This window comes from Sneathiella sp. HT1-7 (assembly GCF_020731145.1).
Taxonomy (GTDB): domain Bacteria; phylum Pseudomonadota; class Alphaproteobacteria; order Sneathiellales; family Sneathiellaceae; genus Sneathiella.
Map to the genome: position 1 here is coordinate 204,745 of NZ_JAJFZN010000005.1, position 24,396 is coordinate 229,140.

Annotated in this window: 21 protein-coding genes and 1 tRNA gene; 7 read left to right on the top strand and 15 right to left on the bottom strand. The window is 51.7% G+C overall.

Annotation, left to right across the window (positions count from 1 at the left end; translation table 11 throughout):
- Position 1: 1 nt before the first annotated feature.
- Entirely contained in the window at positions 2 to 907 is a 906-nt protein-coding gene (locus LKE13_RS17175) for a rhodanese-related sulfurtransferase (protein WP_227952816.1), read from the bottom strand.
- Between the two features lie 132 nt (positions 908 to 1,039).
- Here LKE13_RS17175 and LKE13_RS17180 point away from each other — a divergent pair, with 132 nt between their 5' ends.
- The gene (locus tag LKE13_RS17180; protein ID WP_227952817.1) at positions 1,040 to 1,393 is read left to right on the top strand and encodes an MmcQ/YjbR family DNA-binding protein; all 354 of its coding nucleotides are present in this window, start codon (positions 1,040 to 1,042) and stop codon (positions 1,391 to 1,393) included.
- On the opposite strand, the gene LKE13_RS17185 is transcribed toward LKE13_RS17180, so the two are convergent.
- The 14 genes from LKE13_RS17185 to LKE13_RS17250 all read right to left on the bottom strand — a co-directional run bounded on the left by LKE13_RS17185 (position 1,390) and on the right by LKE13_RS17250 (position 17,640).
- Complete coding sequence (locus LKE13_RS17185; protein WP_227952820.1) at positions 1,390 to 3,183, bottom strand: hypothetical protein; 1,794 nt, start codon at positions 3,181 to 3,183, stop codon at positions 1,390 to 1,392. The genes LKE13_RS17180 and LKE13_RS17185 overlap by 4 nt on opposite strands.
- A gap of 17 nt (positions 3,184 to 3,200) precedes the next feature.
- The gene (locus tag LKE13_RS17190) at positions 3,201 to 4,010 is read right to left on the bottom strand and encodes an AAA family ATPase (protein ID WP_265334949.1); all 810 of its coding nucleotides are present in this window, start codon (positions 4,008 to 4,010) and stop codon (positions 3,201 to 3,203) included.
- Positions 4,007 to 5,116 carry a hypothetical protein gene (locus LKE13_RS17195; RefSeq protein ID WP_227952822.1) on the bottom strand — a complete coding sequence of 370 codons (1,110 nt, stop codon included), beginning with the start codon at positions 5,114 to 5,116 and terminating at the stop codon, positions 4,007 to 4,009. The genes LKE13_RS17190 and LKE13_RS17195 overlap by 4 nt, the downstream gene beginning before the upstream one ends.
- An 11-nt stretch (positions 5,117 to 5,127) precedes the next feature.
- On the bottom strand, positions 5,128 to 7,242 hold the full coding sequence (flhA, locus tag LKE13_RS17200; RefSeq protein WP_227952824.1) for a flagellar biosynthesis protein FlhA: 2,115 nt from the start codon (positions 7,240 to 7,242) through the stop codon (positions 5,128 to 5,130).
- A gap of 41 nt (positions 7,243 to 7,283) precedes the next feature.
- Complete coding sequence (locus tag LKE13_RS17205) at positions 7,284 to 8,654, bottom strand: sigma-54-dependent transcriptional regulator (protein WP_227952826.1); 1,371 nt, start codon at positions 8,652 to 8,654, stop codon at positions 7,284 to 7,286.
- Between the two features lie 20 nt (positions 8,655 to 8,674).
- Positions 8,675 to 9,451: a motility protein A gene (locus tag LKE13_RS18815; RefSeq protein ID WP_227952828.1), complete on the bottom strand. Its 777-nt coding sequence runs from the start codon at positions 9,449 to 9,451 to the stop codon at positions 8,675 to 8,677.
- Between the two features lie 18 nt (positions 9,452 to 9,469).
- Positions 9,470 to 9,766, bottom strand: coding sequence for a flagellar motor switch protein FliN (gene fliN / locus LKE13_RS17215; protein ID WP_265334961.1), 297 nt, complete (start codon positions 9,764 to 9,766; stop codon positions 9,470 to 9,472).
- Between the two features lie 104 nt (positions 9,767 to 9,870).
- A complete protein-coding gene (locus LKE13_RS17220; protein WP_227952832.1) occupies positions 9,871 to 10,557 on the bottom strand; it encodes a FliH/SctL family protein in 687 nt (228 codons plus the stop codon).
- Between the two features lie 13 nt (positions 10,558 to 10,570).
- Positions 10,571 to 11,584 carry a flagellar motor switch protein FliG gene (gene fliG, locus LKE13_RS17225; RefSeq protein ID WP_227952834.1) on the bottom strand — a complete coding sequence of 338 codons (1,014 nt, stop codon included), beginning with the start codon at positions 11,582 to 11,584 and terminating at the stop codon, positions 10,571 to 10,573.
- Positions 11,585 to 11,598: 14 nt separating this feature from the next.
- Complete coding sequence (gene fliF / locus LKE13_RS17230) at positions 11,599 to 13,284, bottom strand: flagellar basal-body MS-ring/collar protein FliF (protein ID WP_227952836.1); 1,686 nt, start codon at positions 13,282 to 13,284, stop codon at positions 11,599 to 11,601.
- A 249-nt stretch (positions 13,285 to 13,533) separates the two neighbouring features.
- Complete coding sequence (locus LKE13_RS17235; RefSeq protein WP_227952837.1) at positions 13,534 to 13,833, bottom strand: DUF1153 domain-containing protein; 300 nt, start codon at positions 13,831 to 13,833, stop codon at positions 13,534 to 13,536.
- 151 nt (positions 13,834 to 13,984) lie between these two features.
- Positions 13,985 to 15,307 (bottom strand): flagellar hook protein FlgE, encoded by a 1,323-nt coding sequence (gene flgE, locus LKE13_RS17240; protein ID WP_227952839.1) that lies wholly within the window; start codon positions 15,305 to 15,307, stop codon positions 13,985 to 13,987.
- Positions 15,308 to 15,369: 62 nt separating this feature from the next.
- On the bottom strand, positions 15,370 to 16,062 hold the full coding sequence (locus LKE13_RS17245) for a flagellar hook assembly protein FlgD (protein WP_227952841.1): 693 nt from the start codon (positions 16,060 to 16,062) through the stop codon (positions 15,370 to 15,372).
- A 45-nt stretch (positions 16,063 to 16,107) separates the two neighbouring features.
- Positions 16,108 to 17,640 (bottom strand): flagellar hook-length control protein FliK, encoded by a 1,533-nt coding sequence (locus LKE13_RS17250; RefSeq protein ID WP_227952843.1) that lies wholly within the window; start codon positions 17,638 to 17,640, stop codon positions 16,108 to 16,110.
- A 551-nt stretch (positions 17,641 to 18,191) separates the two neighbouring features.
- Between LKE13_RS17250 and flgK the strand changes: the two genes are divergently transcribed.
- The 6 genes from flgK (at position 18,192) to LKE13_RS17280 (ending at position 24,390) form a co-directional block, all read left to right on the top strand.
- The gene (gene flgK, locus LKE13_RS17255; protein ID WP_227952851.1) at positions 18,192 to 20,288 is read left to right on the top strand and encodes a flagellar hook-associated protein FlgK; all 2,097 of its coding nucleotides are present in this window, start codon (positions 18,192 to 18,194) and stop codon (positions 20,286 to 20,288) included.
- A gap of 10 nt (positions 20,289 to 20,298) precedes the next feature.
- On the top strand, positions 20,299 to 21,258 hold the full coding sequence (locus tag LKE13_RS17260) for a flagellin (protein ID WP_227952853.1): 960 nt from the start codon (positions 20,299 to 20,301) through the stop codon (positions 21,256 to 21,258).
- A 60-nt stretch (positions 21,259 to 21,318) separates the two neighbouring features.
- Complete coding sequence (gene mnmA, locus LKE13_RS17265) at positions 21,319 to 22,464, top strand: tRNA 2-thiouridine(34) synthase MnmA (protein ID WP_415776556.1); 1,146 nt, start codon at positions 21,319 to 21,321, stop codon at positions 22,462 to 22,464.
- Between the two features lie 104 nt (positions 22,465 to 22,568).
- Positions 22,569 to 22,645: transfer RNA gene (locus LKE13_RS17270), tRNA-Met, on the top strand.
- A 171-nt stretch (positions 22,646 to 22,816) separates the two neighbouring features.
- Positions 22,817 to 23,986, top strand: coding sequence for a thiolase domain-containing protein (locus LKE13_RS17275; protein ID WP_227952857.1), 1,170 nt, complete (start codon positions 22,817 to 22,819; stop codon positions 23,984 to 23,986).
- A gap of 2 nt (positions 23,987 to 23,988) precedes the next feature.
- Positions 23,989 to 24,390, top strand: a complete 402-nt coding sequence (locus LKE13_RS17280) for a Zn-ribbon domain-containing OB-fold protein (RefSeq protein ID WP_227952859.1) — start codon at positions 23,989 to 23,991, stop codon at positions 24,388 to 24,390.
- The last annotated feature ends 6 nt before the right edge of the window (positions 24,391 to 24,396 follow it).

A 24,396-nucleotide genomic window follows, 5' to 3' on the forward strand; every position in this document is an offset into this window, starting at 1 on the left:
GCTACTTGCCGCCGATATGGGTTTCGTTTCTTGCCTTCGCGAGGTCAATCTGTTTTTGGCGATCCGCGAAGCGTTTTTTCTGCTCTTCGCTCAGGCTGTCATGACAGCGCGGGCAGGAAATCCCCTCTATATAGAGCGGCGATTCCTTATCTTCTTCCGTGATTGGATATCGGCATGCGTAACATTGATCGTAAGAACCCTTTTCAAGGTTGTGGTTGACTGTGACGCGTTGGTCAAAAACGAAACATTCACCTTCCCAACTGCTTTCTTCTTTCGGAATTTCCTCAAGATATTTCAAGATGCCGCCTTCAAGATGGTAGACATTCTCAAATCCCTTGGAGAGAAGATAGGACGTCGATTTTTCGCAGCGAATTCCGCCGGTGCAGAACATCGCAACCTTTTTATCGCGTACAGGATCGAGTTTTTCCTCGACGAATTTTTTAAACTCCCGGAATGTTGCTGTCTCTGGATTTACCGCACCTTTGAAGGTCCCGACCTCAACCTCATAGTCGTTACGGGTGTCGATGAGCAAGGTATCTGGATCGTTTATCAAGGCATCCCAATTTTCCGGTTTAACATAGGTGCCGACAGCCTTCCGGGGGTCAAGGCCCGGTGCTCCCAGGGTCACGATCTCCTTCTTAAGGCGGACCTTCATCCGGTAGAAGGGTTGCTTCTCATTCAAGGATTCCTTGTGTTGCAAATCATCAAACCTTGGATCGGTCTTGAGGAAAGCGAGCAAGGCGTCTATCGCTGCGCGTGTGCCCGCGACGGTTCCGTTGATTCCTTCTTCGGCAAGCAGGAGCGTGCCCTGAATATTATTCTCCTGACAAAGCGCGAGCAATCGCCCCTGCAACTGCTCATAATCGGGCAGGGCTACAAATTTATAAAGCGCTGCAACAACGAACATCTATCCTATTCCTAATCGTGTGAATTTGACCGGGAATATGGCGCAGCGATCGCGATCTATCAAGGTCGAATGTTGGGAGTATGTTATGCAAACTTAAGGACAGGACCATTATTATGGGAGGAAAGGTAAATAATGACGAGAGACGAGTTTGACCGGTTCTGTAACACCCTGCCCGCCGTCACCAATGTCGTGCAGTGGGGAAATGCGTCTGTCTGGAAGGTTGGAGGGAAGATTTTCGCCATCTGTTCAAACTGGGGACCGGGGAAGGCAGAGAAAATTGGTTTTAAGTGCAGCGATCTTACCTATGCAATCCTTATTGAACAGGATGGCATCATTCCGGCGCCCTATCTCGCGAGGGCGAAATGGGTACAACTGGTTGAGAGGGGTGCGATGACGGATCAGGATATAGAAACCTATATTCACGAAGCCTATTCCATCATAAAGGCTAAGCTTACCAAGGCCGTGCGCACGGAGCTTGGCATTTAAATGCTGCTGGCGATATCATGACCGCTTTCCCATTCTGACAGCGGCTCAATGGGAAACGAGGGAACCGCCTTGAAAATTAGCTGTCCTTTTAGGCCTGAAATTTCCATATGCTCATTGAAAAGCTTACCAATGTGGAGGCGCATTTCCTCCGGGATTGCCTGATGGCTGCGAACTGCGAGATCAAAGATGCTTTGCTTGAAGAGACCATCAAGCTGTAGCTGCCCTGTTTTAGTTAAATTAAGCTCGATTACAAAGCGGGTCGTATCTTTATCCGGATCGGCATTGTCCGGATCTTTTCTCTGTCGATGGAACATACGCACCTGTCTCAGGTTGTGCCCGTCGAAAAAAGGGAAGTTAAGGGACTTCCAATCCTGTCCGCCGGTATCCGACTGCAACCGTGAAAAAGTTGCGAAATCATCTTCGAGCGCTTGCAGAAGAGGGGCGCGGCCCGCTGCTTTCAGGGCATGGGCGAAATCCTGGCCCAGCCATTTCTCGATAGAACCCAGATTTAACGCCGCCATGAAGAACAGCAGACTGTTAGAAAGTTGGGTGTTGGGTTGTGGTAAAATTTGATTGATCACGGTTTGCGCAATGATGGGATCCTGCTGGGCCACGAGGTTAAGGGATTCGCGAAGATTCTGCCAATCTCCCATAACTCTGATCATAGGAAGACGCCCGCCAGGTTGCTGGATTTCCGCATTGGGAAGAGGGAAAACATTAATACGGTCCGCGATGGAAAACTGCACAGTTGTCCCCGTCGCGGGAGGGGTTGTTGTTGTATAGGAGAGCGTTCCAATAGGCGTTTGCAGGGTTACGCGACTATTCCCATTGGTTGCCGATGCACTGCTGAGCGCAATTACCGTCCCCTGAAATAGGCCGTCACGGGGAGAGAGGGAACCAGCCATCTGTTGCGGGCGAACAACCAGATTGATTTTTGTCCCTTCCGAAATCGGAATTGATCCTTTGGGTGTTTCAACAGTTGTCGGAGTTGGTAGCCGGAGGACGTCAGCAACAATTATGTGCCGTTGTATTGCATCCGGTAACTTGGGTGATTCGATAGGGGTAGACGTTGTTTGACCCGCCGCACCTTGCGCCACCGGAATTGAGGGATTGTGGTACTTCTGATAGGCTGCGAGTCCTACCTGATTTGATTTTGAGACACCTTCGCTTTGAATCGCTGCCATGTTTCCTGTGGGGGGAGGAACTTGTTTTTCGGTCGGTGGCTGTGATACCAGGGCCGAGAGTTGGGCCGGGGTTTTCGGGTTGATTGTTGCGGCCTTGTCAGACGGCGATAATGAAGCGGCAAGGTTTTGCGTTTCCGATTTTGGCGCAAGCGGATGCAACTGCCCGGCCTTCAAATATCCTTCCGCGCCAAAGGCTGGCTTCTCAACAGTAGGTAATAATCTGACGTCGATAGGCGGAGAAAAACTCCGGCCATTCATGGCAAGTAATCGCGCCAGAATGACTTCCTGCATTTCGACTACTTCAAAGACGATATGACTACCGACGGTCAGGGGAGTTGGTATGGTAATCCGAAAATTGCCAAAAACGGAGTGAAGAACGATATTGTCGTTCGTGGATTTTGCCATTACGACGGCATTTATTGGCGTATTTTCGCTGATTGTGGCGGATGGTTTGGGTTGCTGCGGTGTGCGGGCGGGTAGGCCAGTCTGTTCTCCCGTTGGCGCAGCAGGGGTCGCCGGTTGAACCGGTCCCTGCCCTGAGGAGGGGGATTTGGCGCTGCCGGCCAGTCCGGACGACACGCCTGATGGTGAGCGAATTCCACTCATTCATTGTTACCGCATTATTATGCAGCTCCCTTGATGATGTTCTGCGCAAGGGTGTCAACATTCCCGGCCGCTTTGCTGGTCGGGTATCGTGTCATAAGTCCGGCCTGTGCGCGGATCGCATTGGAAACCTTCTCATCCAGTTCGATAATCCCGGCGAGCGGGGGTTCGAATTTCAGGAAATTCCGGCAGGCGCTCAGCAGTTTTTCGTATATTTTCTGCCCATCAGCCTCTGATTTCGCCATGTTTATCAATACACGCAGATCTGCCCCCGGCATCATTTGTGATGTCACCTTGATATAGGCATAGGCGTCAGTGAGCGATGTTGGGTCGCCAGTGGTGACCACCAGTTTCGGTCCTTGCCCATTTGAAAGTGTCTTCACCGCGTCATCGACGCCCGCGCCAAGATCCAAAATGATGAAATCATATTTATTGTCGAGTGCGGCCAGGTCCTCTCGGACTTTCTTAAGCTGACCCACGGACATACTGCCTAAAGAACCTGATCCTGACCGGCCCGCGATAAGATCGAACCTTCCTGCAGGGCACTTAAAAATCACGTCTTTTAATGCCAATTCGCCTGTGATAACGGTCGCTAGGTCCTTTTCAGGCATGATCCCGAGTTGGATGTCTACATTGGCAAGCCCGACATCCCCGTCAAAAAGCAAAACCTTTTTTCCGGCTTTGGCTAAGGCCTCAGCAAGACTAATGGCGAGAACCGTTTTGCCGACACCACCCTTACCTGACGCAATTGTAATGAGGTTCTTACCTGCAGGCTCGGTTGCAGGATGGTGTGATGGACGGTTGCGCAGAGGGCTTTCGGTCTGAATCATGGCTTTACCTTGTCAAATTCTTTGTCGACTTTGGGTTGGGTCGGATCTCTCAATAGCAGTCGGGCGAGGTTTACCGGATTGATGGTATGGAGACCGGTGGCAACTGATGAGGATACGCTAGCGTAGGAAAAGTTAAGCTTGGCGGTATGGGCGGCAGTAAAAACACCGCCATAGCGCCGTGTGGTATCGAGGCGCGTCACGATCAATCGCCGCGCTCCCAACGTCGCAAAGCCCTCGGCTGTATCACTCATTTCCGCGGTATCGGTGCCGGCGGCGAGGACAGCGACAGGTTCTGCCTTGGCGGCAATGATAAGCCGGGTAAGTTTGGTAACATCCTCCTCATCATAGACATTAACACCGGCGGTATCGATAAGGAGATCGATGTTCTCTATCTCTTTCTTTTTATGAACAAGAGATGCGAGCTGTTCTGGCGTTTCGGCTATTTCAAAACCAAATTCAAGAATATCCGTATATGCCTTTAGCTGCTCAATCGCGCCGGCTCGGCTGGTGTCCGTGGTGATAACATGCACCTTTCGTCCCTCCAGCTTTCCTGCGGCGGCAAATTTTGCAAGCGTTGTTGTTTTGCCAACGCCGGGCGGACCGACAAGCATTATGGGCAGTTTGTGGCCTGAACTACGCGCAGCGTAATTAAAATGGCTATCCAGTGCTGCCGCGAGGGCCAATTCTGTGTCTTCCGATTTGACGGCAAGCGCCGTTCGGCAGAGCTTTTCAGCAAGAATTGGCGGAATCCCGTGATAGGCCATCGACTGGACGAGCGCTTCCATCTTCGGTGTGATTTGTTTCTCGTCGGAGGTTTCCGATGGGGAGGTGACCGCTTTGGCATTCTTTGGTGGACAGTTATTCCCGTTTGATTTTGCGCGGGGCGGTTCTGCTACTTCCGCTTTCCAGTCGCTATCCCATTCTGTCGCCCATGCGCCGTTATTTAGCGGCGTCACAGTATCGGTTTGTTCAACTGCAGCCGTCAGTTGTACATCACCGCTGTCTATGTTTTGGCTGGACAGGATGATCGCTTCTGGCCCCATTTCAAGGCGCAGCAAATTTATTGCCTTTTCCATGGTCGGAGCTGTATAGGTTTTGATCCGCATCTATCGCTGCCTCAGACCTGCGCCAGGGTTTTTAATCTGGCTTTTGGATGAATTTCGTTCTGTGACATAACTACCGTTGATGGACGGAAGCGTTCCACGATGGACCGGACATAAGGGCGGATCGCCGGACTTGTCAGCATAACAGGGTTATGCCCTTGACTTGCCAATGTTTCAAATACCTCTCTTACCCTTGCGATAAATTCCTGCAACTGACTTGGTGCCATGGATAGTTGCCGATCATCTCCCTGTCCGACAATAGCATTGGCGAAATTTTGCTCCCATTGCGGGGTAAGCGTAATCAACGGAATATAACCATCTTCTGCTGTGTTTACTGCAGAGATTTGGCGTGCCAGCCGGGCACGAACGTGCTCCGTGATGATATTGATATTCTGCGAGTATCCTGTCGCCTCCGAAATTCCTTCTAGAATGGTTGGCAAGTCACGAATGGAGACTCGCTCGGAAAGAAGATTTTGTAAAATGCGCTGGGTGCCGCTTACCGAAATATGGGTTGGGATCAGATCGGCAATAAGCTTCTGGTTGACGCTTGGCAGATCGTCGAGAAGCTTCTGCGTTTCTGCATATGACAGCAGATCCGGCATATGGTCTTTCAGGATTTCAGTCAGGTGCGTCGTGATCACGGTTGCCGGATCGACAATTGTATATCCCCGGAATGATGCTTCCTCGCGTTGGCCTGTATCAACCCAAACGGCAGGCAGGCCAAATGTCGGCTCGACTGTTTCTTCACCCGGTAGATCGATATTCTGCCCCTGAGGATCCATGATCAGGAGATTGTTCGGCCTTACATCGCCTGCGCCAGCCTCAACCTCCTTAACCCGGACAAGGTAGTTATTGGCAGGTAGCTGCATATTATCGAGGATGCGGACGCTTGGCATCACGAAGCCCATTTCACTGGCGATTTGACGGCGCAGGGCCTTGATCTGATCGGTCAGGCGATAGCCTTCATTATCGTTGATCAGGGATAGCAGGCCGTAGCCAAGCTCAAGGCGCAGATCGTCAATTGCGAGCGCTGTAGAAATTGGCTCTTCAGCGGGAACGGCAGCTTTATTGTTTTCAAGCAGAAGCTGCTCTTCCTCGACGGCCTTTACTTCCTGTCGGCGGTTCAGGACAAATGCGGAATAACCGATACCACCGGCCAATACCAGAAAGGGGATCATGGGGACGCCAGGCAGAAGAGAGAGGCCGACAAGAAGGAAGGAACTAACTCCGAGCGCACGGGGATAGCCACCAAGTTGACCGAGCAGGGCTTTATCCGTAGAGCCGACAACACCGCCGCGCGAAACCAGAAGGCCCGCCGCAACGGAGACGATAAGAGCTGGAACCTGACTGACCAGACCATCACCAACCGTGAGGAGCGTGTAGCTGTCTGCGGCTGCAGCGAAGGACATGCCTTCCTGTGCGACACCAATAATGATGCCACCGATGATATTGATAAATGTAATCAGAAGACCGGCAATCGCGTCGCCACGCACAAATTTCGAGGCACCGTCCATGGAGCCGAAAAACCCGCTCTCATCCTCCAGTTCCTTGCGCCGTGTGCGGGCCGTGTCTTCATTGATCATGCCCGCAGAAAGATCGGCGTCGATCGCCATTTGCTTGCCGGGCATGGCATCTAGAGAAAACCGGGCCGCGACTTCGGCGATACGGCCGGAACCTTTGGTGATGACAACGAAATTCACCAGTACCAGAATGGAGAAAACAATGATACCGATGACAAAGTTACCGCCCATGACGAAGCTGCCAAAGGCCGCGATCACGTGACCGGCGGCATCCGGGCCTGTATGGCCTTCCGACAGGATCAGGCGCGTGGACGCAAGGTTAAGGGCAAGCCGCAACATTGTCGCAATCAGAAGCACCGTCGGGAAGGAGCTGAAATCCAGGGGTTTGGAAATAAACAGGCAGGTCATCAGGATCACCACGGAAAAGGTGATTGATATAGCCAGGCTAAAATCCAGCAGCCAGCTTGGCATCGGCAGGATCAGAACAATCAGGATACAGACAACGCCAAGGGCGAGACCGATATCGCTGCGTCCGACCATCTGCACTATCCGCTGAAGGAGTTCATTGCCTCCCTGTGGCGCTGCGGCTGTTGATTGGGGTTCACTCATGTACTGTTTACGCTCCGAAGCTCGAAAAATTCATATGGTAATCAGGCGCGCGCCTGATACCGGTTGTCTCCGGATGCGGCCGGGATTTCGACGCCATCGCCAGAATAAAGCTTGAGCTTGTTCCGTAATGTCCGTATGGAAATGCCCAGTATGTTTGCTGCGTGAGTACGATTACCGAAACAGTGATCCAGCGTATTCAGGATAAGATCCTTTTCGACATCCGCGACTTTTCGCCCGACGAGTGAGTTTGCCGCTACAGCGCCGTTTTCTGCTTCGTTCGTTACGGTCGCTGTATGGTCTGCCGGGGTGGCGCTGCCGTCAGGCATAAGAATGGCGTCCCCGGTGATTGTATCGCTCTGACAGAGAAGAACAGCACGATGGATTGTGTTTTCGAGTTCGCGAACGTTCCCTTTCCATGGGTTTGCCTTAAGCTTTACCATGGCACTCTCGTCGAGTTGCCGCTCGCCAAGCCCGTTTGACTCCGAGTATTTTTTCGCAAAATGCTTGGATAGAACTTCGATATCGATCGTGCGTTGGCGAAGGGGCGGAATTTTAAGGGTCACGACATTGAGCCGGAATAGCAAATCCTCTCGGAACGACTTTTCGGCGACGGCTTCGGCTAGGTCGCGGTTCGACGTCGCTATGATGCGAATATCGACCGGAACCGGCTTGGTGCCACCGACGCGGTCAATCATCTTTTCCTGAATGGCGCGGAGAAGCTTTGCCTGCAACTGGATGTCCATCTCGCTAATTTCATCAAGAAGGAGCGTCCCGCCGTTGGCTTCTTCGAACTTGCCGATGCGCCGGGCAATTGCCCCCGTAAAGGCTCCTTTTTCATGACCGAAGAGTTCAGATTCCAGCAGGTTTTCTGGAATGGCGGCGCAGTTGACACAAACAAAGGGTTTGTCGGCGCGGTTGCTGTGCGTATGCAGATAGCTTGCCATGACTTCCTTACCCGTTCCCGTTTCGCCATTGATCAGAACGGACGCGGATGAGGGTGCGATCTGTTCCGCCAGGGCGACGACGTCTTTCATGACAGGATCAGCAAAAACAAGCTTGTTGCTTTCCTGGGATACAGCTTCCAAGACGGCAGCGATCAGTTCAGGATCCGGTGGCAGGGGGAGGAATTCCTTAGCGCCTGCGCGAATGGCGTTGGCTGCGGACGTTGCGTCAGTGTTCACACCGCACGCAATGACGGGAAGGTTGATCCGTTCACTGGAAAGCATAGTGACAAGGGTCTTAATCGGCAGATTGACATCGATCATTGCCATGTCTGCACCCTTGCCCGCGCGAAGCGATGCCATGGCCATCTCGATATCGTCCACCTGACTGACCTTGGCGCCGCGTGATATGGCGATCTGGCTGGCAGCGCCAATTTGACCGTTCAGGGAACCAATTATAAGCAACCTCATCGACTTACTCTCCTAGTAACTTAACTGTAGTACTGCACGCGGTTTGCGGGCGGCAGTAAGGTGTTTAACAACATTTCAAGGCGGCGAGGGTTTTCCTGCCGTCCGATGGACGTGGCACCGAGCATGAATACCCGATTTAGAATAACTTCTTCCGCTGAATTGCGCTCCAGTTTGGAAGCCAGCGGATTAAAGAACATATTGGCGAGAATAGCCCCATAGAACGTGGTGAGCAGGGCAACGGCCATGGCCGGACCGATACTCGACGGATCATTCAGATTGCCAAGCATTTGTACCAGACCGACAAGTGTGCCGATCAGTCCCATGGCCGGGGCGACTTCCGCCGCTTTTCGTAATACGCTGGAGCAGGCATTGTGTCGGGCAATCATGCCATTAAGGTCATTTTGCAAAATACGATTGACCTCTTCCACGGGTAGGCCATCGACGACAAGTTGCAATGACTTCCGCTGAAAACTCTCTTCGTCGAGAGACTGCATGTAATTTTGCAGGTGCAGGACACCTTTGCCGCGGCATTTATCTGCGAGATCGAGCATAGAGTAGGCGGCGAGATCGGGCGTTACATTGCGCGTGAATAGTGTATTCAGGACCAATCTCTGGGCGCGGACAATATCGGTCAGGGAAAAGCTGATCGTCGTGACGAGGAAAGTTCCGCCAAGCACCAGCAGTACGGATGGCAAATTGAAGAAAGAGCCAATCGACCCGCCGAGCAGGACAGCACCTGTCACCAGCGTAAAGCTGCCAAACAGACCCAGAACCGTTGCTAAATCAATTTTGTTCACTGCACTATCCAATGTTTACTAGCGGCGGTCGGCCTTGATGATTTCCGTCATCGTAACGCCGAGACGGTCTTCAACGACAACGACCTCCCCGCGTGCGACCAGCCGGTTATTCACATAAATGTCAATCGCTTCACCGACTTTCCGGTCCAGTTCAATAACGGCGCCACGGCCGAGTTTGAGAAGCTGGCTCACCCGCATGCGGGATTTCCCCAAAACTGCGGTGACATGCACCGGAATGTCGAAGACGGCTTCCAGATCTGAAGCTGTGCGGGAAATCTCCGTATCATCGTCTGCATCGATGCCTTCCAGAGGCATTCCTTCGGTGGCGTCATCCTGCACGGCGACATCACTATCCGTTGCCGGTGTCTTGTTCAGGTCCTCAAGGTTGAGTTCTTCATCTTCTGCCACGGTCTCACTCCTTAAAATTGCTCAGCGGACGGCTGATCCATAACTTGTTGGGTTTCCTGCTCTGTCTCGCCGGATGAGCGAATAAAGCGATTAATAACTTCTTCAAGGCGCGCCTCGATATCTTCAAGGCGGCGCTCTGTTCCGCCGTCAGCCCATTCAACCCGGCAGTCGCCAGCATGTTTGGTTTCGTCAGGAAGAAGGATAAGATTTCCCTGAAAAGCAGCCCGATTTGTGATTTCGTCAATCTTTCCGGAAATTTTCTCGCAGACATGTTCATTTGCGCGAATGACAATCCGAGGTTCATCATGAAGATCGGCAAGACAATCTTCGATCAGTTTGTTTACTTCTGTCTCGGGTGCGAGTTCGATTAGTGCCGGGGCAAGTTTCGATGCAATCGAAAGGGCCAGGCTCGCTGAATCCTGTTTTAGGGCAACAATTTTTTCCTCGTGACTGGACATGAGCGTTTCCAACTGAGAGCTGATCGTGGTCATTGTTCCGGCGACAGCAGTTTCCAGTTCCTGCTGGGATTGGTTTTGGCCTTCGCGCAGGCCTTGCTCAAAGGCTTCAGCTTTCAGCGCCGTGACATCGCTCTCCGTGAAAATCGGTTCTTCGCGTTGAACGGGCTGTTGCACCGTTTTCGAGGCGGACGGACCCGTACCGAAATCGGTGTCGAACAGAAATCTGTTGGTTGCAGTCATGTCTAATCGCATCCTAGTAAATCAACTCGTCGTCGCCACCGCTATCGGCCAGCATAATTTCGCCGCTATCGGCCAGTTCTTTCGCGATATTAACAATTTCCATTTGCGCTTCATCAACGTCTTTGAGACGAACAGGACCCATCGCTTCCATATCCTCGCGGAGAATTTTGGCCGCTCGCTCAGACATATTGGTAAAGAAAAGGTCGCGCAGGCTTTCCGACGCGCCTTTCAAGCAGATGCCAAGGCGCTCCTTGTCAACATTCCGAAGCAGCGTCTGTACGCCGGCTGGATCGAGTTTCAGCAGATCCTCGAAGGTGAACATCAGGGCCTTGATCTTCTCAGCCGAGTCCCGGTTCCTCTCTTCCAGTGCCGAAATAAAGCGGCCTTCTGTATTGCGATCGAAATTATTGAAAATTTCCGCCATCATTTCATGGCTGTCCCGCTTATTGGTTTTTGCGAGATTGCTCATGAATTCGCTGCGCAAAGTATCCTCAATTTTATCGAGAACCTCTTTCTGTACGGATTCCATCTGCAGCATCCGGTTGACTACTTCGAGGGAGAAATCTTCGGGCAGGGTGGAGAGGACTTTCGCGGCATGACCGGGGTTGATCTTGCTCATAACAACAGCCACAGTCTGTGGGTATTCATTTTTCAGATAGTTGGCGAGAACCTGTTCGTTCACATTGGCCAGCTTATCCCACATGGTGCGGCCTGCTGGGCCACGAATTTCCTCCATGATACCCTCGACCTTGTCGCCCGAGAGTGCTTTCATAAGCAACCGTTCTGTTGCTTCGTAGCTGCCAACGATATTTCCGGTCGAAGAAATTTTGCCCGCAAATTCGACGAATAGTGCTTCCATTGCTTCTGCAGAGACAGATCCGAGGTTGGACATCGCCTGTGAGATTTCCTTGATCTCCTCTTCGTCGAGTCGAGTCCAAAGGTCCTTTGTATGCTCATCTCCGAGGGCGAGCATCATGATGGCCGCTTTGTCGGGCCCGGTCAGATATTTTGTATCAGTTGCAACCATAAAAAGACGTTCCCTTATGCGTCGTGATAGAGCCAGCTACGAAGAATGGAAATTGCTTCGTCTGGATGCTTGTCAACGATTTCGCTTACCTTGTTGAGCGCTGAGGTCTTGACCTGACCATCAACTTTATCTAGGTCGATCATGCTATCGACTTCATTGAGCGTTTCAGATTGCTGTGCATTTCCTGCCTGCCCCTGACTACTGGCAATTGCGGGTACGGCACCGCCAGCGGGCAGTGCTCCTGCCATTGCCGCACCACCAGGTCCTGCAAGGGCCGGTGTTGCGGTGCCGGTGGTTAGCGCCCGATTGAGAAGGGGGCGAACAACGAGCAGTAGCGCAAGGATTGCGACAACGACAAGAACGCCCATTTCCCCCATTTTGAACAAATCAGCCTTAGTCAGGCCCATGAAGATCTCATCGGTGACGATTTCTTCATCTGAAAATTTTTCTATAACCTCTGCGAAGGGCATATTGACCACTTCGACGACATCACCGCGTTCTTCGTTAAAGCCGATTGTTGATTTAACAAGTCGGCTCACCTGAGCAAGCGCTTCTTCGCTCATTGCCTCATAAGTGCGGGTGCCATCCGGAGCAATTTCAGAACGTCCGTTGACAAGGACGGCGACTGTCAGACGGCGAACCGGCCCGGATTCGCGTACTTCCGTGGTAACAGTCTTTGAGATTTCGTAGTTGACTGTTTCTTCCGTTCGGGAGGCCGCATCCTTGGAGTTGGATCCACCACCGTTATCCGCGCCGGCTTCCGGTAGATTATTGGCAACTGATACGGCAGGATCGTTGGTGGCACCTTCATTAGAGGAACTGTTCTCCTCGACCAATTGCGAGGAGCGAACAACCTGACTATCTGGATCGTAAGTTTCCGATTGAATGGTGCGCTGATCAAAATCCATAACGGCGCTGACTTCGGCTCTGATGTTGCCGGGGCCTAATGATTTTTCAAGTAGCTGCTCAATCTGTTCTTTGAGGTGGCTTTCGTACGCGATGCGTTTGAAGTCGCTTTGCGAACTGATGCCGAAACCCTGCGTTTCCTTGCCATCGCCTCGCGCAAGCAGATTGCCGTTTTCATCGACGATGGAAATATGGGATGGAGAAAGCGAAGGAACAGCAGAAGCCGTCATATGCTGGACAGCGGCAATCTGGTCGTCGGTCAACCGTCCCCGGCCGTTAAGTTTCAAGACAATTGAGGCGCTGGCCTCTCGTTTGTCGCGGCTGAAGACTTCTCGTTTTGGCAGTACGAGATGGACACGTGCGGCGGAGACGTTGTTCAGGGCGCGGATTGTGCGGGCGAGTTCACCTTCAAGTGCTCGGACAAAATTAACATTCTGAACAAAGCTTGTCGTGCCGAAGGTATCGGAGTTATCAAAGATTTCATAGCCAACGGAGCCGCCATTGGGCAGGCCTGCCTCGGCCATTTTGAGGCGTAACAAAGCGACTTGATCGTTTGGAACAAGGACATCGCGGCCATTGCCAGAAATCTGAAACGGAATGTTCTCAGCTTCAAGCTTGGAGACGATGGCTGCGGAGTCGGACGGTTCCAGCCCGCCATATAACAGAGCAAAATCCGGGCTGCTGATCCGCGTCGCCATTAACATGATCAAAGCGATCAACCCAACTGCAACGCCGCCAAGGATAATCACTCTTACTGTTCCCAGGCTCTGCAGAAGCTGGCTTATTCCGTTCACGTTTGTGCTCCCACTCAATTAAAATACCGGTAAAATTTGTTCCACTTCACAAAAGATACGATGAGGAGATAAACAACTGGTTAACAGCAGGCAAAATTTGCCGGGTATATGGAATTTTTTGCCTAGCTGGTTTTCGTGAGGTTAAATTTCCAGCTAGCTGGCGGTTATGGTCGTTGCCCGAGTTGGACAAAAAATAAAAGCCCGGCATGTTGGCCGGGCTTTTTGAAAAGTGAATAACAAGTAAATTAACTAGTCACCATTATAAGATGGATCATTTGGACGGTATTCCTGGATCCGGGTTGTCCGAAGTCCTGGCAAGCCGTGTTTATCAATTGCTTTTTGCCAAGATAAAAATTCCTCGACTGAAAGCGTATAGCGTCGACATGCATCATCTAGACTGATGAGTCCACCGCGAACTGCGGCAACTACTTCAGCTTTCCGCCGAATGACCCATCTCTTGGTATCTTTCGGCGGCAGATCATGGATCGTCATGGGCTGACCGTCCAGTCCAATAATCCGATTTACTTTGCGGTCCATTTGCGACTGCATCTGTACTCTACCTCATACTTAACATTTCGCCTTGAATTCAGATCATAGGCCTATCGATTTAACAAACAGCTAATGAGGGTGGTTAATTTTATCTTCATGGCGGAAGGGCCTATTTCCCGCCATGAAAATGTTAGTTTCAGAGTCCTAAAACCTATCGTTTCAGGCGGATTAATTCCTCAAGCATTTCATCAGCAGTCGTGATAATTTTACCCGCCGCGGAGTAGGAGCGCTGAGTAATGATCATTCGTGTGAATTCTTCCGCAATATCGACGGTGGACGCTTCCGTTGCCGAGGAGATGATAGTGCCAGCTCCGCCCAGGGTTGCTTCACGCAGAGTGAAGGTTCCTGACTCGGGTGTTTCGTCATAGGCATTGCCATCACGGTTTTGCAATCCGTTCGGGTTTGCGAATGTCGCAATTGGAACCTTGTAAATTTCCTTTGATGTACCATTATCAAACTTGGCGATAACTGTTCCTTCCTCATCGATAAAGACCGCGTTGAAGGCACCGAACAAAGCACCGTTTACTTCAGAAGAGACAAGCTCGGAGTTCGAAGCAAACTGCGTAAAGCCGTCAGACAGGCCGTCGGAACCAAAGTTCAGCGTAACTGCTTGTGGCGTATCAATACCCAAGGCCGCAGCCCAAGGAATGGTGATTGTATTCGTGAGTGTTGTTGAGCCAAGATCCAATGTACCGTCGGAATTAAAGGCGGCGACACTGGAAGAGAGCATATCTTCTGATCCATCTCCGTCAATATCCGCAGTGATTTCGACGGTCCATTCATTCGGAGTAGCGCCGGAACCCGTCCGCAGGAAATTGAAGGTAATGCCGTGAGCGGAACCCATGCTGTCATAAACTTGGAAAGACCGAACAAAATGAGGATCAACCGCTCCACTTGTCATGTCGCCTGCGACATAACCTGCCCCAAAAGAGGTCTGATCGGACGAAAGGTTGGCCTTGAGGTTAATGGTTGAGGTTGCCTCGGCGTTACCTGTGAGACCCGTAATATTGACAGGAGACAATGCCGCTAGGTCAGACTGGTTTGCCGGGATGTTACCATCAGGATCGATTTCCCAGCCCTGCAGGTAATAACCCTGCGCATTGCGCAAGAGGCCAGTCGCATCCGGTTCAAAAGTTCCGGCGCGTGTGTAAACATAGTTACCGCCTGCGGTTGTCGGATCTGCTGCTGTTGACACAACGAAGAAACCGTCACCTGCGATTGCCATATGTGTTGTGGAATCCGATGCTGTGATCAGGCCTTGCTGGTCAATCTGCGCGCGCGGGTGAACTAGTACACCGCCCGCAGAATAAGTTGTGTCAGTGGCGCTTTCGGTCACCAGTGTAGAGAAAATCGCGTTGGTGCCCTTGTAGCCAATTGTGTTTGTATTGGAAATATTGTCCGAGATAGTCGCCATCGCCGTTGATTGCGCGGCCAGTCCCGAAACACCGGAAAACATTGCTGCTGTTAAACTCATTTTTTCTCTCCTAATATTACCGCCCACCTAATGAATGGCGAAGGCGTCTTTGTTAGCCGCGATTAAGCGGACGGATCAGTCGTTGTTGGTTGCGTTACGGAAGTGATGTAGCCGAGGCCTATTGGAACATCGCCGACCATCATGACGGGCTCGCCGTTGACAGTTTCGACGCTTGATGCGATGCCCTCAAAGCTGTAATCGACAGCGACGGAGCTGCCGCCGGCTGTCTCGCCTGTAACAACAAGATAATAGGCGCCATCTTCAGCGGCGGTTCCATTCTTGGTCGTGCCGTCCCAGCTATATTGCTGTTTGCCGCCCGGGACACCTTCCGCGGTTTCGGAAAACACAATGTCGCCATTCTGGTTGTAAACGTCGTACTTGACGGTTTCGGCACTGCTGCCGAGGTCAATATTCCAGGCTGCATTGCCGCCGCTCAATGCGGAAACATTGAGATTTGTGCCAATGGACTTACCGAGATAGTTGATCATTGTCGCGCCCAACATGTTCTGTTGCGACATCTGCTCCAGTTGCACAAGCGCTTCCAGGTTCTGGTTCGTTGCGATCGACTGTTCGACATTCGTGAAGTTCACTAGCTGATTTGTAAACTCCGTTGAATCAGTCGGATTCAACGGATCCTGATTGGTCAGCTGCGTTGTCAGCAATGTCAGAAAATCATCAAAATTGCTGGCCAGATTTGTTTGCGCCGTTTGTGCGGCGCTGCTCTGGGTCTGGGAGGTGGACGTTACTTCCGGCATGATTCAATACTCACTTTGTTGAAATCAATTAAGTTATTCGATTATCTAAACTTGGATATCTAGGCCGCCGTCATTCATTGACGCCCCAGCCGTTGTCTGAAGAGGAATATTAGACAAATCTGTATCACTTCCCGCTTCACCCATCGGCAGATTCATGTTTGCGAAATTCATATCCTCACCCTGGTCACCCTGACCATTCTGATTGAGGCTGAAGTTCAGGCTGTTGGATCCTGTATCGAAACCGGCGTCCTGCAGGGCGCGCTCCAGGCTGCGGGCATCCCGCTGCAGGAGGTCGAGTGTTTCCTGCTTGTCCACGGAAACAGCCGCAAGGACGCGGCCGTCATGACCAATATCGAGTTTTACCTCGACCCGGCCGAGTTCAGACGGATGCAGGCTAATCTTGATCCGATCATGTCCCTCCTTGATGGCGGCGCTGATTTGTGTCGATACTTGCTCCGTTACCGGCAATTGAGCGGCAGCACGGGCAGCATTCGATGCCTGACTGGCAGTATTTGCTGCCGTTGCTTCTATACTCTGGACACTCCCCGTCGGGGCGGCCGGCAAAGTTTGGTTCATGGAATCTGAGGGCAGAACTTGCGCATTGCCTGTCACGGGCAGGGGCGCTTGGGAACCGGCCCCATCCATTTCACCGCTGGCTCCGGCCAACAAGGCTGGATTCGCGGTGGCATTATTGGCCAAATTGGCTGTGACCAAATTTGTGCTGCTGGCAAGCGCTGTCTGGAAACTTTGCTGCTGCTTTGACGCAGTCAGGCTGATTTTTCCATTTCCGTCTTGAAGCATCTCGGCAATTTTTGAAGAAAGGACGTCTTTCTCGCTCATCTTGGCGTTGGCCTCAGCCCGCATAGTGGCAAGCACTTCCGAGGAGGCGGGTGTCGCTAAAGCTTTCTCATTTCCCGGTTGGGCAGATGTAGTCGCCACATTTTTCTCTGCCGGCTTCTTCGCGTCAGTTTGCGCCGTTCCACTAACTGAAGCAGCGGCCTGAGCTGAGGTGGCGTCAGAATTTTTTATATTGGTAGGGTTGGCATTTATCTCCGGTTTCTTACCCGCATCTGCCACTACATCATTCTCGGCTGTTGGAGTTTCTGGAGAGGCGCCAACAGTAGGCGCTTGCGCGTTTGCTGCGGTGATGGCCGGTGCGGATACCGAAGTTGGAGACTTCTCTGCCGTTACGTCAGTTCCCGTTGGAGCTGGAGCAGAGACCGGGGTTGCCGGTAACGCTGTTGTTGACGCGGCCGTGCTATCGACCACCTGCGTACCTGCAGCTTTTTCAGATGCGGGGGCTTTATCTACGGCGGCAGGGGTGGAGTTGGACGCGGGCACATCTTCATTAGGCGCACTGTCGTCCTTGACTGAACTCTCTGGTGCCGTGTTCTGCGTCATTGCGGGTTCTTCCGCGTCGCCGCTATTCTGACCTGCGGATTTCTCTTTAATAGGCGACTCATCTTTTGGGGCCGCCTCATTCACATAACTTGCGAAATCTTCGTCCTCGTTCCGATACGGATCCTTGTCCCGATTTTTCGGTTCTGTCGTCGCTGATATTATTTGCCCAACATCCATGATGTCTCTCTCGTTCAATATAAATGCGTCGCGCGCCATAATTACTCGTCGATATAAGAAGCAAGCATCGGGCCAGTTTCGTAAAATTTAAAATTGCCAATAAAAATAAGGGTTTGATGATCTCATAAACTGCCAAATCGGGAAAAATATTCCAGATGGCACCAGCTTTGTTGGGTGAAAGGGATAATATTGCCGAGTAAAAAAGGACCGGGATCGAGGGGGCGTTGCCAAACTGGAATGTTGGTACCCTGCGGAATCATGCCACGCGCATTCAGTCTGTTTTTGACTGAGATAGAACTATTCTCTTATTAGGCATCACGACTTGGCATTGAAATTGCTTTCTTTATGGGTGAAGGCGGGGTTTCGTGCCGGAAGAATATATGCGAGCAGTTCGATATGACGTTAAAAAACTATATAAAACATACAGTTAAAAGTATATCTCGGGATTTTTCCGCGACTGATGCGCAAATGCAACCCGGTAGCTTTTGCCAGGCAGAGGCTATTTTTTCCAGTGAAACACTCGTTATGCCAAACGCTTTGGAGCAAGTATTATGAGCCTGAATGCAATATTTAACTCCGGTGTAAGCGGTATGCTGGCGCATCAAACCGCTCTGAATGTGACATCAACGAACATCGCCAATGTCCAGACTGAAGGATATGCGCGTAAAACAGTTGAATACAGCGCCATCAATATAAATGGCATTGGCTCTGGTGTGGAGATATCCGAAGTTCGGCGTATTACGGATGAGTTTATTGCGAAAGAACTGCGTCTCGCGACGGCCGGATCCGAACAATACAAAGCCATGTCGGAAATTTATGGTCAGCTGCAGTCTCTGCTTGGTGATCCAGCGGCGAATAATTCCTTGACGGGCAAGCTCGACAGTATGAATTCCGCATTTGCCGCGCTGACGATCGATCCGACAATGTCGGTGTCGCGAACGGCAGCGCTTGATGAAATTGCAAATTTTGGGATTGAGACGGATCGATTGCTCACAAGGGTCCAGGATCTCCGAAAAGAAGCAGATAATCATATTGCGGAAGAAGTGAATGTCGTGAACGACGCCATTCTCAGAATCTATGAATTGAATTTGGAAATTAAGTCAGCGTCGCAGAGCAATCAGCCGGTCGGAGAATTGGAAGACCAACGGTCCCAGGCTCTTTCTGAAATTTCTGAGATCATGGACATTAAGACATATTCCATGACGGATGGTGCCATTGCGGTGGTAACAGATGCCGGGCAGCAGCTTCTCGATTTTGAGCCGCGCCAGCTCGTCTATTCGCCGGCGGCTGATGTTACCAGCCAGACCATTTTCGATCAGATCACGCTCAATGTTTATGATCCGACGACACAGACAATAGCGGATACCGGCCTTGCGCTGGATCCGGAATTACAGAGTGGATCGCTCCGTGGCTGGATCGATATGCGAAATACCGAGCTGCCGAATCTTGCCGCTCAGATCGGTGCGCTTGCCTCCGGGGTCGCGGATCAGTTTAACGCCGTGCATAACGATAATATTGCCATTCCGCCGCCTGCAACGTTGACAGGGAGCGGAACAGGTGTTCTGGCGGCGGACCCGCATGGCTTTACGGGTCAGGCAACGTTCTACAGTTTTGATGCCGGTAATAATATTGTGGCTTCTTATACGGTTGATTTTGATAATCCCGGGACAACGACGATGGCCGATGTTTTGGCCGAAGTGAACGGCGCCCTCGGTGCCGGAACACTGAGCCTCACGGGCGGAGTTCTGACAATGTCCGCACAAGGTGGTGCAACGGGTGTTGGCATCGGACAAGAGGCCGCTAATCCTTCCGAACGTGGTGAGCGTGGATTCTCCCATTTCTTTGGAATGAATGATTTAATAACGACGAGGACAAATACGTCATATAAGACCGGATTAACGTCGGCCGATGCTCATGGTTTTACTGGGACGACAACCTTGGAGCTGATTGGTCCGAATGGGGAAGAACCCATTTCGATGGTTCTGGATTTCGGTGCGATTGGCGGAACGATGGCGGATGTTGTTACGGAAATCAACAGTAACATGGGGGGCTTCGTGACTGCATCAGTGGATGCAAATGGCGCCTTGGCCTTCACCTCTGCCGCCGGGCTTGAGAATTACAGCATCAATGTTCCGTCGGATACTTCGGATCGCGGCGGGACCGGGACAAGTTTCTCAGAAATGTTCGGTGTCGGTCTTCAATATCCGGCAGATGCCGGGTTGGAATTTTCTGTCGATCCCTCAATCTCGGCCAACCTCCAGCTTCTGGCAACCGCAAAAATTGATCCATCAGGAACGCCTGCGCTCACCGCAGCGGATAACCGAGGTGCACTTGCCTTTCAGGACCTAGCAACTCAATCCTTTTCGTTTGCGACTGTGGGCGGGTTGACAGGATCTTCTGTTTCTCTTGGTGATTATGCTGCCCAGATACTGGCAAAATCAGGGCTGGATGCGGCGCGGGCCGAAAGCCTGCAAAGTGATCGCGCTGCGTTGAGCGGCGAATTCGAAGCCAGAATGCAGTCAGTTTCTGGCGTTAACATGGACGAGGAGCTTGCCAATCTTATCATTTACCAGAACGCATATAATGCCTCTGCGCAGATCATTACGACAGCGCGGGAAATGTATGACGTCCTGATTAATCTCGTTTAGGAGAAAAACGATGACACGCGTTTCAACATTTCAGCAAAGCCAGACGCTAATCAAAGAAATGATGGGGAGCCAGTATAAGCTTTCAGATGCTCAACGGCAGGTGTCCACGGGACATGTCGCGGAATACTACAAGGACATCCATATGGATGTAACAAATCTTGCTGGATCAAAGTCATTGCTATCCCGCCTCGAACAATATGAGGCGAACAACGGCAAAGTTATGAGTCGTCTCGCGCAGTATGATCAGGCATTGGCCGGTATGGAAAGCGCGGGCGGAGATGTTCTGTCTGCTGTTATGTCGACGATTAACACGGCATCACCGCAAGGTCTCTCCGGGACTGTCGAAGGGGCATTTGAAACGGTCCTGAATTTCCTGAATAGTCAGAACACTGAAGGATATCTCTTTGGCGGAACCAATAATGATGTGCCGCCGGTGAATATTTCAACGATTAATGACTTGATGGCAGCGGCGGAACCTCCGACAGATATTTTCCAGAATAATGACCTCAAGGCGACAGTGCGGATAGATGAAAACCGGACCCTTGAAGTCGGTGTACTGGCAGATGATATCGGGTTGGAGATTATGACCTCCTTGCAACGACTGGCACTTTGGGCGAATGGCGTTGTGCCGACTACTGCACCGGTGCCAACCGGCCCTTCCAATAGCTTTGGTTCTCCCTTTTCGCAGGAGGATCAGGATTTTCTGGTCGGTGAAATTGCTAGCCTTGAGACAATGCTGGATGATCTCGCGGGGTTTCGCGGTGATAATGGCCTTAATCAAAAAACGATGGACGAGACAATGGAGGCCCTCAATTTACAGATTGACCAGACGAAAGTGTTCGTCAGTAATATTGAAGATGTCGACGCCGCCGAGGCGATTGCTAATCTTACACAGCGGGAACTTGCGCTAGAGATGTCCTACAATGTGTTGAGCACAATCAACCGTATGAGTTTGCTGAACTTCCTGTAAATGGCAGTTTTACAGCGCGACAGGCTTGCATATTAGTTGGCGCGCTCTATATTGCCCGCCATGAATTCACTAGGGTTTGATACAGCACCGGAAGATACCCGCATCGTTGTCGCCATGTCAGGCGGAGTCGATAGTTCGGTTACGGCTGCGCTCCTTAAAGATCAGGGCTATGACGTGGTCGGAATCACGTTGCAGCTTTATGATCATGGCGCGGCAGTTCAGAAAAAAGGCGCCTGCTGCGCGGGTCAGGACATCCATGATGCGCGGCGTGTGGCGGAGGCCGTTGGCATTCCCCACTATGTCCTTGATTATGAAAGCCGGTTTCAGGATAGCGTAATGGATGAATTCGCCGACAGCTATTTACGCGGCGAAACCCCGGTACCTTGCGTGAGATGTAATCAGACCGTGAAATTCCGGGATCTTTTGGAAACATCGAAAGATTTGGGGGCTGTTGCATTGGCGACCGGTCATTACCTTCGCCGCGACGACAGTGGCGGCAAGGCTCATCTCTTTCGTGGGCGCAATGCCATCAAGGACCAGAGCTACTTCCTGTTTGCAACGACGCAGGAGCAGGCAGACTATCTTCGTTTTCCTCTCGGTAATTTGACGAAAGAAGAAACGCGCGCGCTTGCCGATAAATACAATCTGGCAGTCGCGGCAAAGCCTGAAAGTCAGGATATTTGCTTCGTTCCGAACGGCAACTACGCAAAAGTTATTGAACGCATGCGGCCGGGTTCAGCTGTGCCGGGGGATATTGTCGATCTGGACGGCAATATTCTGGGCCAGCACACGGGAATCATCAATTACACAATTGGTCAGCGTCGTGGTCTCGGCATTGCGACCGGAAACCCGCTTTATGTCGTTCGGATTGATCCAAACCGAAACCGGGTCATCGTGGGACCAACAGAGGCGCTTCTTGTCTCTAAACTCACCTTGCGGGAAATGAACTGGATCGGTGATGTTCCACTCAGCGAACACGGTACGGAGGTGATGGTCAAGGTCCGGTCGACACAGGAACCGATGACGGCGACCGTTTTTGGCGCTCCGGGCGGCTGGGCAGAGGTTCATCTCGCAAAAGCGGAACCGGGTGTTTCCGCTGGACAGGCTTGCGTCATGTATGACAGCGACCGGCTTCTTGGCGGGGGCTGGATTGCCGGAACGGAGGCGCCTGTTAAAATCGCTGACAATCAGCGTCGGTTGGCCTGATTATTGTTATTTCCTTGCTTGACAGAACATTGTAAAAACCCTAAAAACCGGGCTTCAAAGCGCCAGCCGCTCGTATGTTTACGCGGATTGGCTGCCTTCTCTGTGGCTCCTTAGCTCAGTTGGTTAGAGCGGTGGAATCATAATCCATGTGTCCCCAGTTCGAGTCTGGGAGGAGCCACCAATATAAAGCCGGAGTTGAGACTGTGTCTCCTCCGGCTTTTTTATACATCGTCGTACCCCTTGGCCGTCCCGCAGCATTATATCGTTGAATGTCCGATGGCGCTTTGCTACGTTTATCGTCCGAAACATGCCGTAAATGCATGGATAATAATAACAATAAGGTATCTTTCTCATGACCATAAAAGGGAAAGCCTATATCGTTGGAGCATATGAGCATCCGACGCGAAAGGCTGTCGGTAAATCACTCGCACAACTCCACGCGGAAGTTGCCAAAGGGGCGCTTGAAGATGCAGGCCTGACCAAGGACGATGTCGATGGCTATTTCTGTGCTGGTGATGCGCCGGGATTAGGCGGTCTTTCCATGATCGATTATATGGGGCTGAAATTGCGCCATATCGACACCACGGAAACCGGCGGATCGTCCTATGTGATCCATGTAGCTCATGCGGCGCAAGCGATTGCAGAAGGCAAATGCAAGGTGGCCTTGATCACGCTCGCAGGTAAGCCTCGCTCTTCCGGTGAGGCAACAGGCACCAAGCCACGCAATTACGGCATAGACTCCCCTGATGTTGCCTTCGAACTCCCGTTTGCGCCGACAATTGTCAATAACTATGCAATGTGCGCCCGGCGTCATATGCATGAGTTTGGGACGACGAGCGAGCAATTGGCCTGGATCAAGGTTGCCGCCTCTCATCATGCGCAGCACAACCCCAATGCCATGTTACAAAAGGTAGTCACGGTCGATGAGGTTGTGAATTCGCCGATGATTGCCGACCCGCTCCATCGTCTCGATTGCTGCGTGATCAGTGATGGGGGCGGAGCATTGGTTGTGGTGGCGCCCGAAGTTGCGGCGGAACTCAATCGTCCGAAGGTACGGATCATGGGCGCGGGCGAAGCTCCCAAGCATCAGATGGGCGGACATGTTGATCTAACCTATTCGGCAGGCGCGTTTTCAGGGCCTGCGGCATTTGCTGAAGCGGGTGTAAAACCGTCTGATATCAAATATGCGTCAATCTATGACAGCTTTACTATTACCGTTCTTATCCAGCTTGAAGATCTCGGGTTTTGCGCCAAAGGGGACGGTGGCAAATTTGTCGCTGATGGCAATCTCATCTCCGGCGTCGGAAAATTACCCTTCAATACAGATGGCGGCGGGCTCTGCAATAACCATCCGGGCAACCGCGGCGGCATGACGAAAGTAATTGAGGCCGTGCGTCAGCTAAGAGGGGAAGCACATCCGGCTGTTCAGGTTGCGAACTGCGATCTTGCCGTTGCCCATGGAACGGGTGGGTCGCTTGGAACGAGACACGCTGCAGGTACATTAATCTTGGAAAGGGTATAACAATGACAGAACAAAGAACCATACCCGCCCCGCATATCGAAGAAGAAACCCGCCCCTTTTGGGATGGCATTCGTGATGGCAAACTGTTGGTGAAATATTGCCGCTCCTGTGAGGCCCCTCATTATTATCCCCGGTCTATTTGCCCGCATTGCGGCAGTGATGATACTTACTTCAAGGAAAGCGATGGTCGGGCGCATATCTATTCTTTTAGCGTGTTTCGCGCGGCACCGATTCCTTATGCAATTGCCTATGTCACACTCGCGGGCACTGATATTCGTATGATGACGAATATCGTCAATTGCGATTTTGATGCGTTGGAAATTGATCAGGAAGTAAAGGTATGTTTTGCCGAAACTGAAGGTGACGGGCCTCCCGTACCCATGTTTGAGCCTGCCGGAAATTAAAACCAA

Excerpts from the sequence above, each read along its gene's own strand:
- LKE13_RS17175 (WP_227952816.1), bottom strand. The coding sequence starts at position 907 with ATGTTCGTTGTTGCAGCGCTTTATAAATTTGTAGCCCTGCCCGATTAT.
- LKE13_RS17180 (WP_227952817.1), top strand. The coding sequence starts at position 1,040 with ATGACGAGAGACGAGTTTGACCGGTTCTGTAACACCCTGCCCGCCGTC.
- LKE13_RS17185 (WP_227952820.1), bottom strand. The coding sequence starts at position 3,183 with ATGAGTGGAATTCGCTCACCATCAGGCGTGTCGTCCGGACTGGCCGGC.
- LKE13_RS17190 (WP_265334949.1), bottom strand. The coding sequence starts at position 4,010 with ATGATTCAGACCGAAAGCCCTCTGCGCAACCGTCCATCACACCATCCT.
- LKE13_RS17195 (WP_227952822.1), bottom strand. The coding sequence starts at position 5,116 with ATGCGGATCAAAACCTATACAGCTCCGACCATGGAAAAGGCAATAAAT.
- flhA (WP_227952824.1), bottom strand. The coding sequence starts at position 7,242 with ATGAGTGAACCCCAATCAACAGCCGCAGCGCCACAGGGAGGCAATGAA.
- LKE13_RS17205 (WP_227952826.1), bottom strand. The coding sequence starts at position 8,654 with ATGAGGTTGCTTATAATTGGTTCCCTGAACGGTCAAATTGGCGCTGCC.
- fliN (WP_265334961.1), bottom strand. The coding sequence starts at position 9,766 with ATGCCTCTGGAAGGCATCGATGCAGACGATGATACGGAGATTTCCCGC.
- LKE13_RS17220 (WP_227952832.1), bottom strand. The coding sequence starts at position 10,557 with ATGACTGCAACCAACAGATTTCTGTTCGACACCGATTTCGGTACGGGT.
- fliG (WP_227952834.1), bottom strand. The coding sequence starts at position 11,584 with ATGGTTGCAACTGATACAAAATATCTGACCGGGCCCGACAAAGCGGCC.
- LKE13_RS17235 (WP_227952837.1), bottom strand. The coding sequence starts at position 13,833 with ATGCAGTCGCAAATGGACCGCAAAGTAAATCGGATTATTGGACTGGAC.
- flgE (WP_227952839.1), bottom strand. The coding sequence starts at position 15,307 with ATGAGTTTAACAGCAGCAATGTTTTCCGGTGTTTCGGGACTGGCCGCG.
- LKE13_RS17245 (WP_227952841.1), bottom strand. The coding sequence starts at position 16,062 with ATGCCGGAAGTAACGTCCACCTCCCAGACCCAGAGCAGCGCCGCACAA.
- LKE13_RS17250 (WP_227952843.1), bottom strand. The coding sequence starts at position 17,640 with ATGGATGTTGGGCAAATAATATCAGCGACGACAGAACCGAAAAATCGG.
- flgK (WP_227952851.1), top strand. The coding sequence starts at position 18,192 with ATGAGCCTGAATGCAATATTTAACTCCGGTGTAAGCGGTATGCTGGCG.
- LKE13_RS17260 (WP_227952853.1), top strand. The coding sequence starts at position 20,299 with ATGACACGCGTTTCAACATTTCAGCAAAGCCAGACGCTAATCAAAGAA.
- mnmA (WP_415776556.1), top strand. The coding sequence starts at position 21,319 with ATGAATTCACTAGGGTTTGATACAGCACCGGAAGATACCCGCATCGTT.
- LKE13_RS17275 (WP_227952857.1), top strand. The coding sequence starts at position 22,817 with ATGACCATAAAAGGGAAAGCCTATATCGTTGGAGCATATGAGCATCCG.
- LKE13_RS17280 (WP_227952859.1), top strand. The coding sequence starts at position 23,989 with ATGACAGAACAAAGAACCATACCCGCCCCGCATATCGAAGAAGAAACC.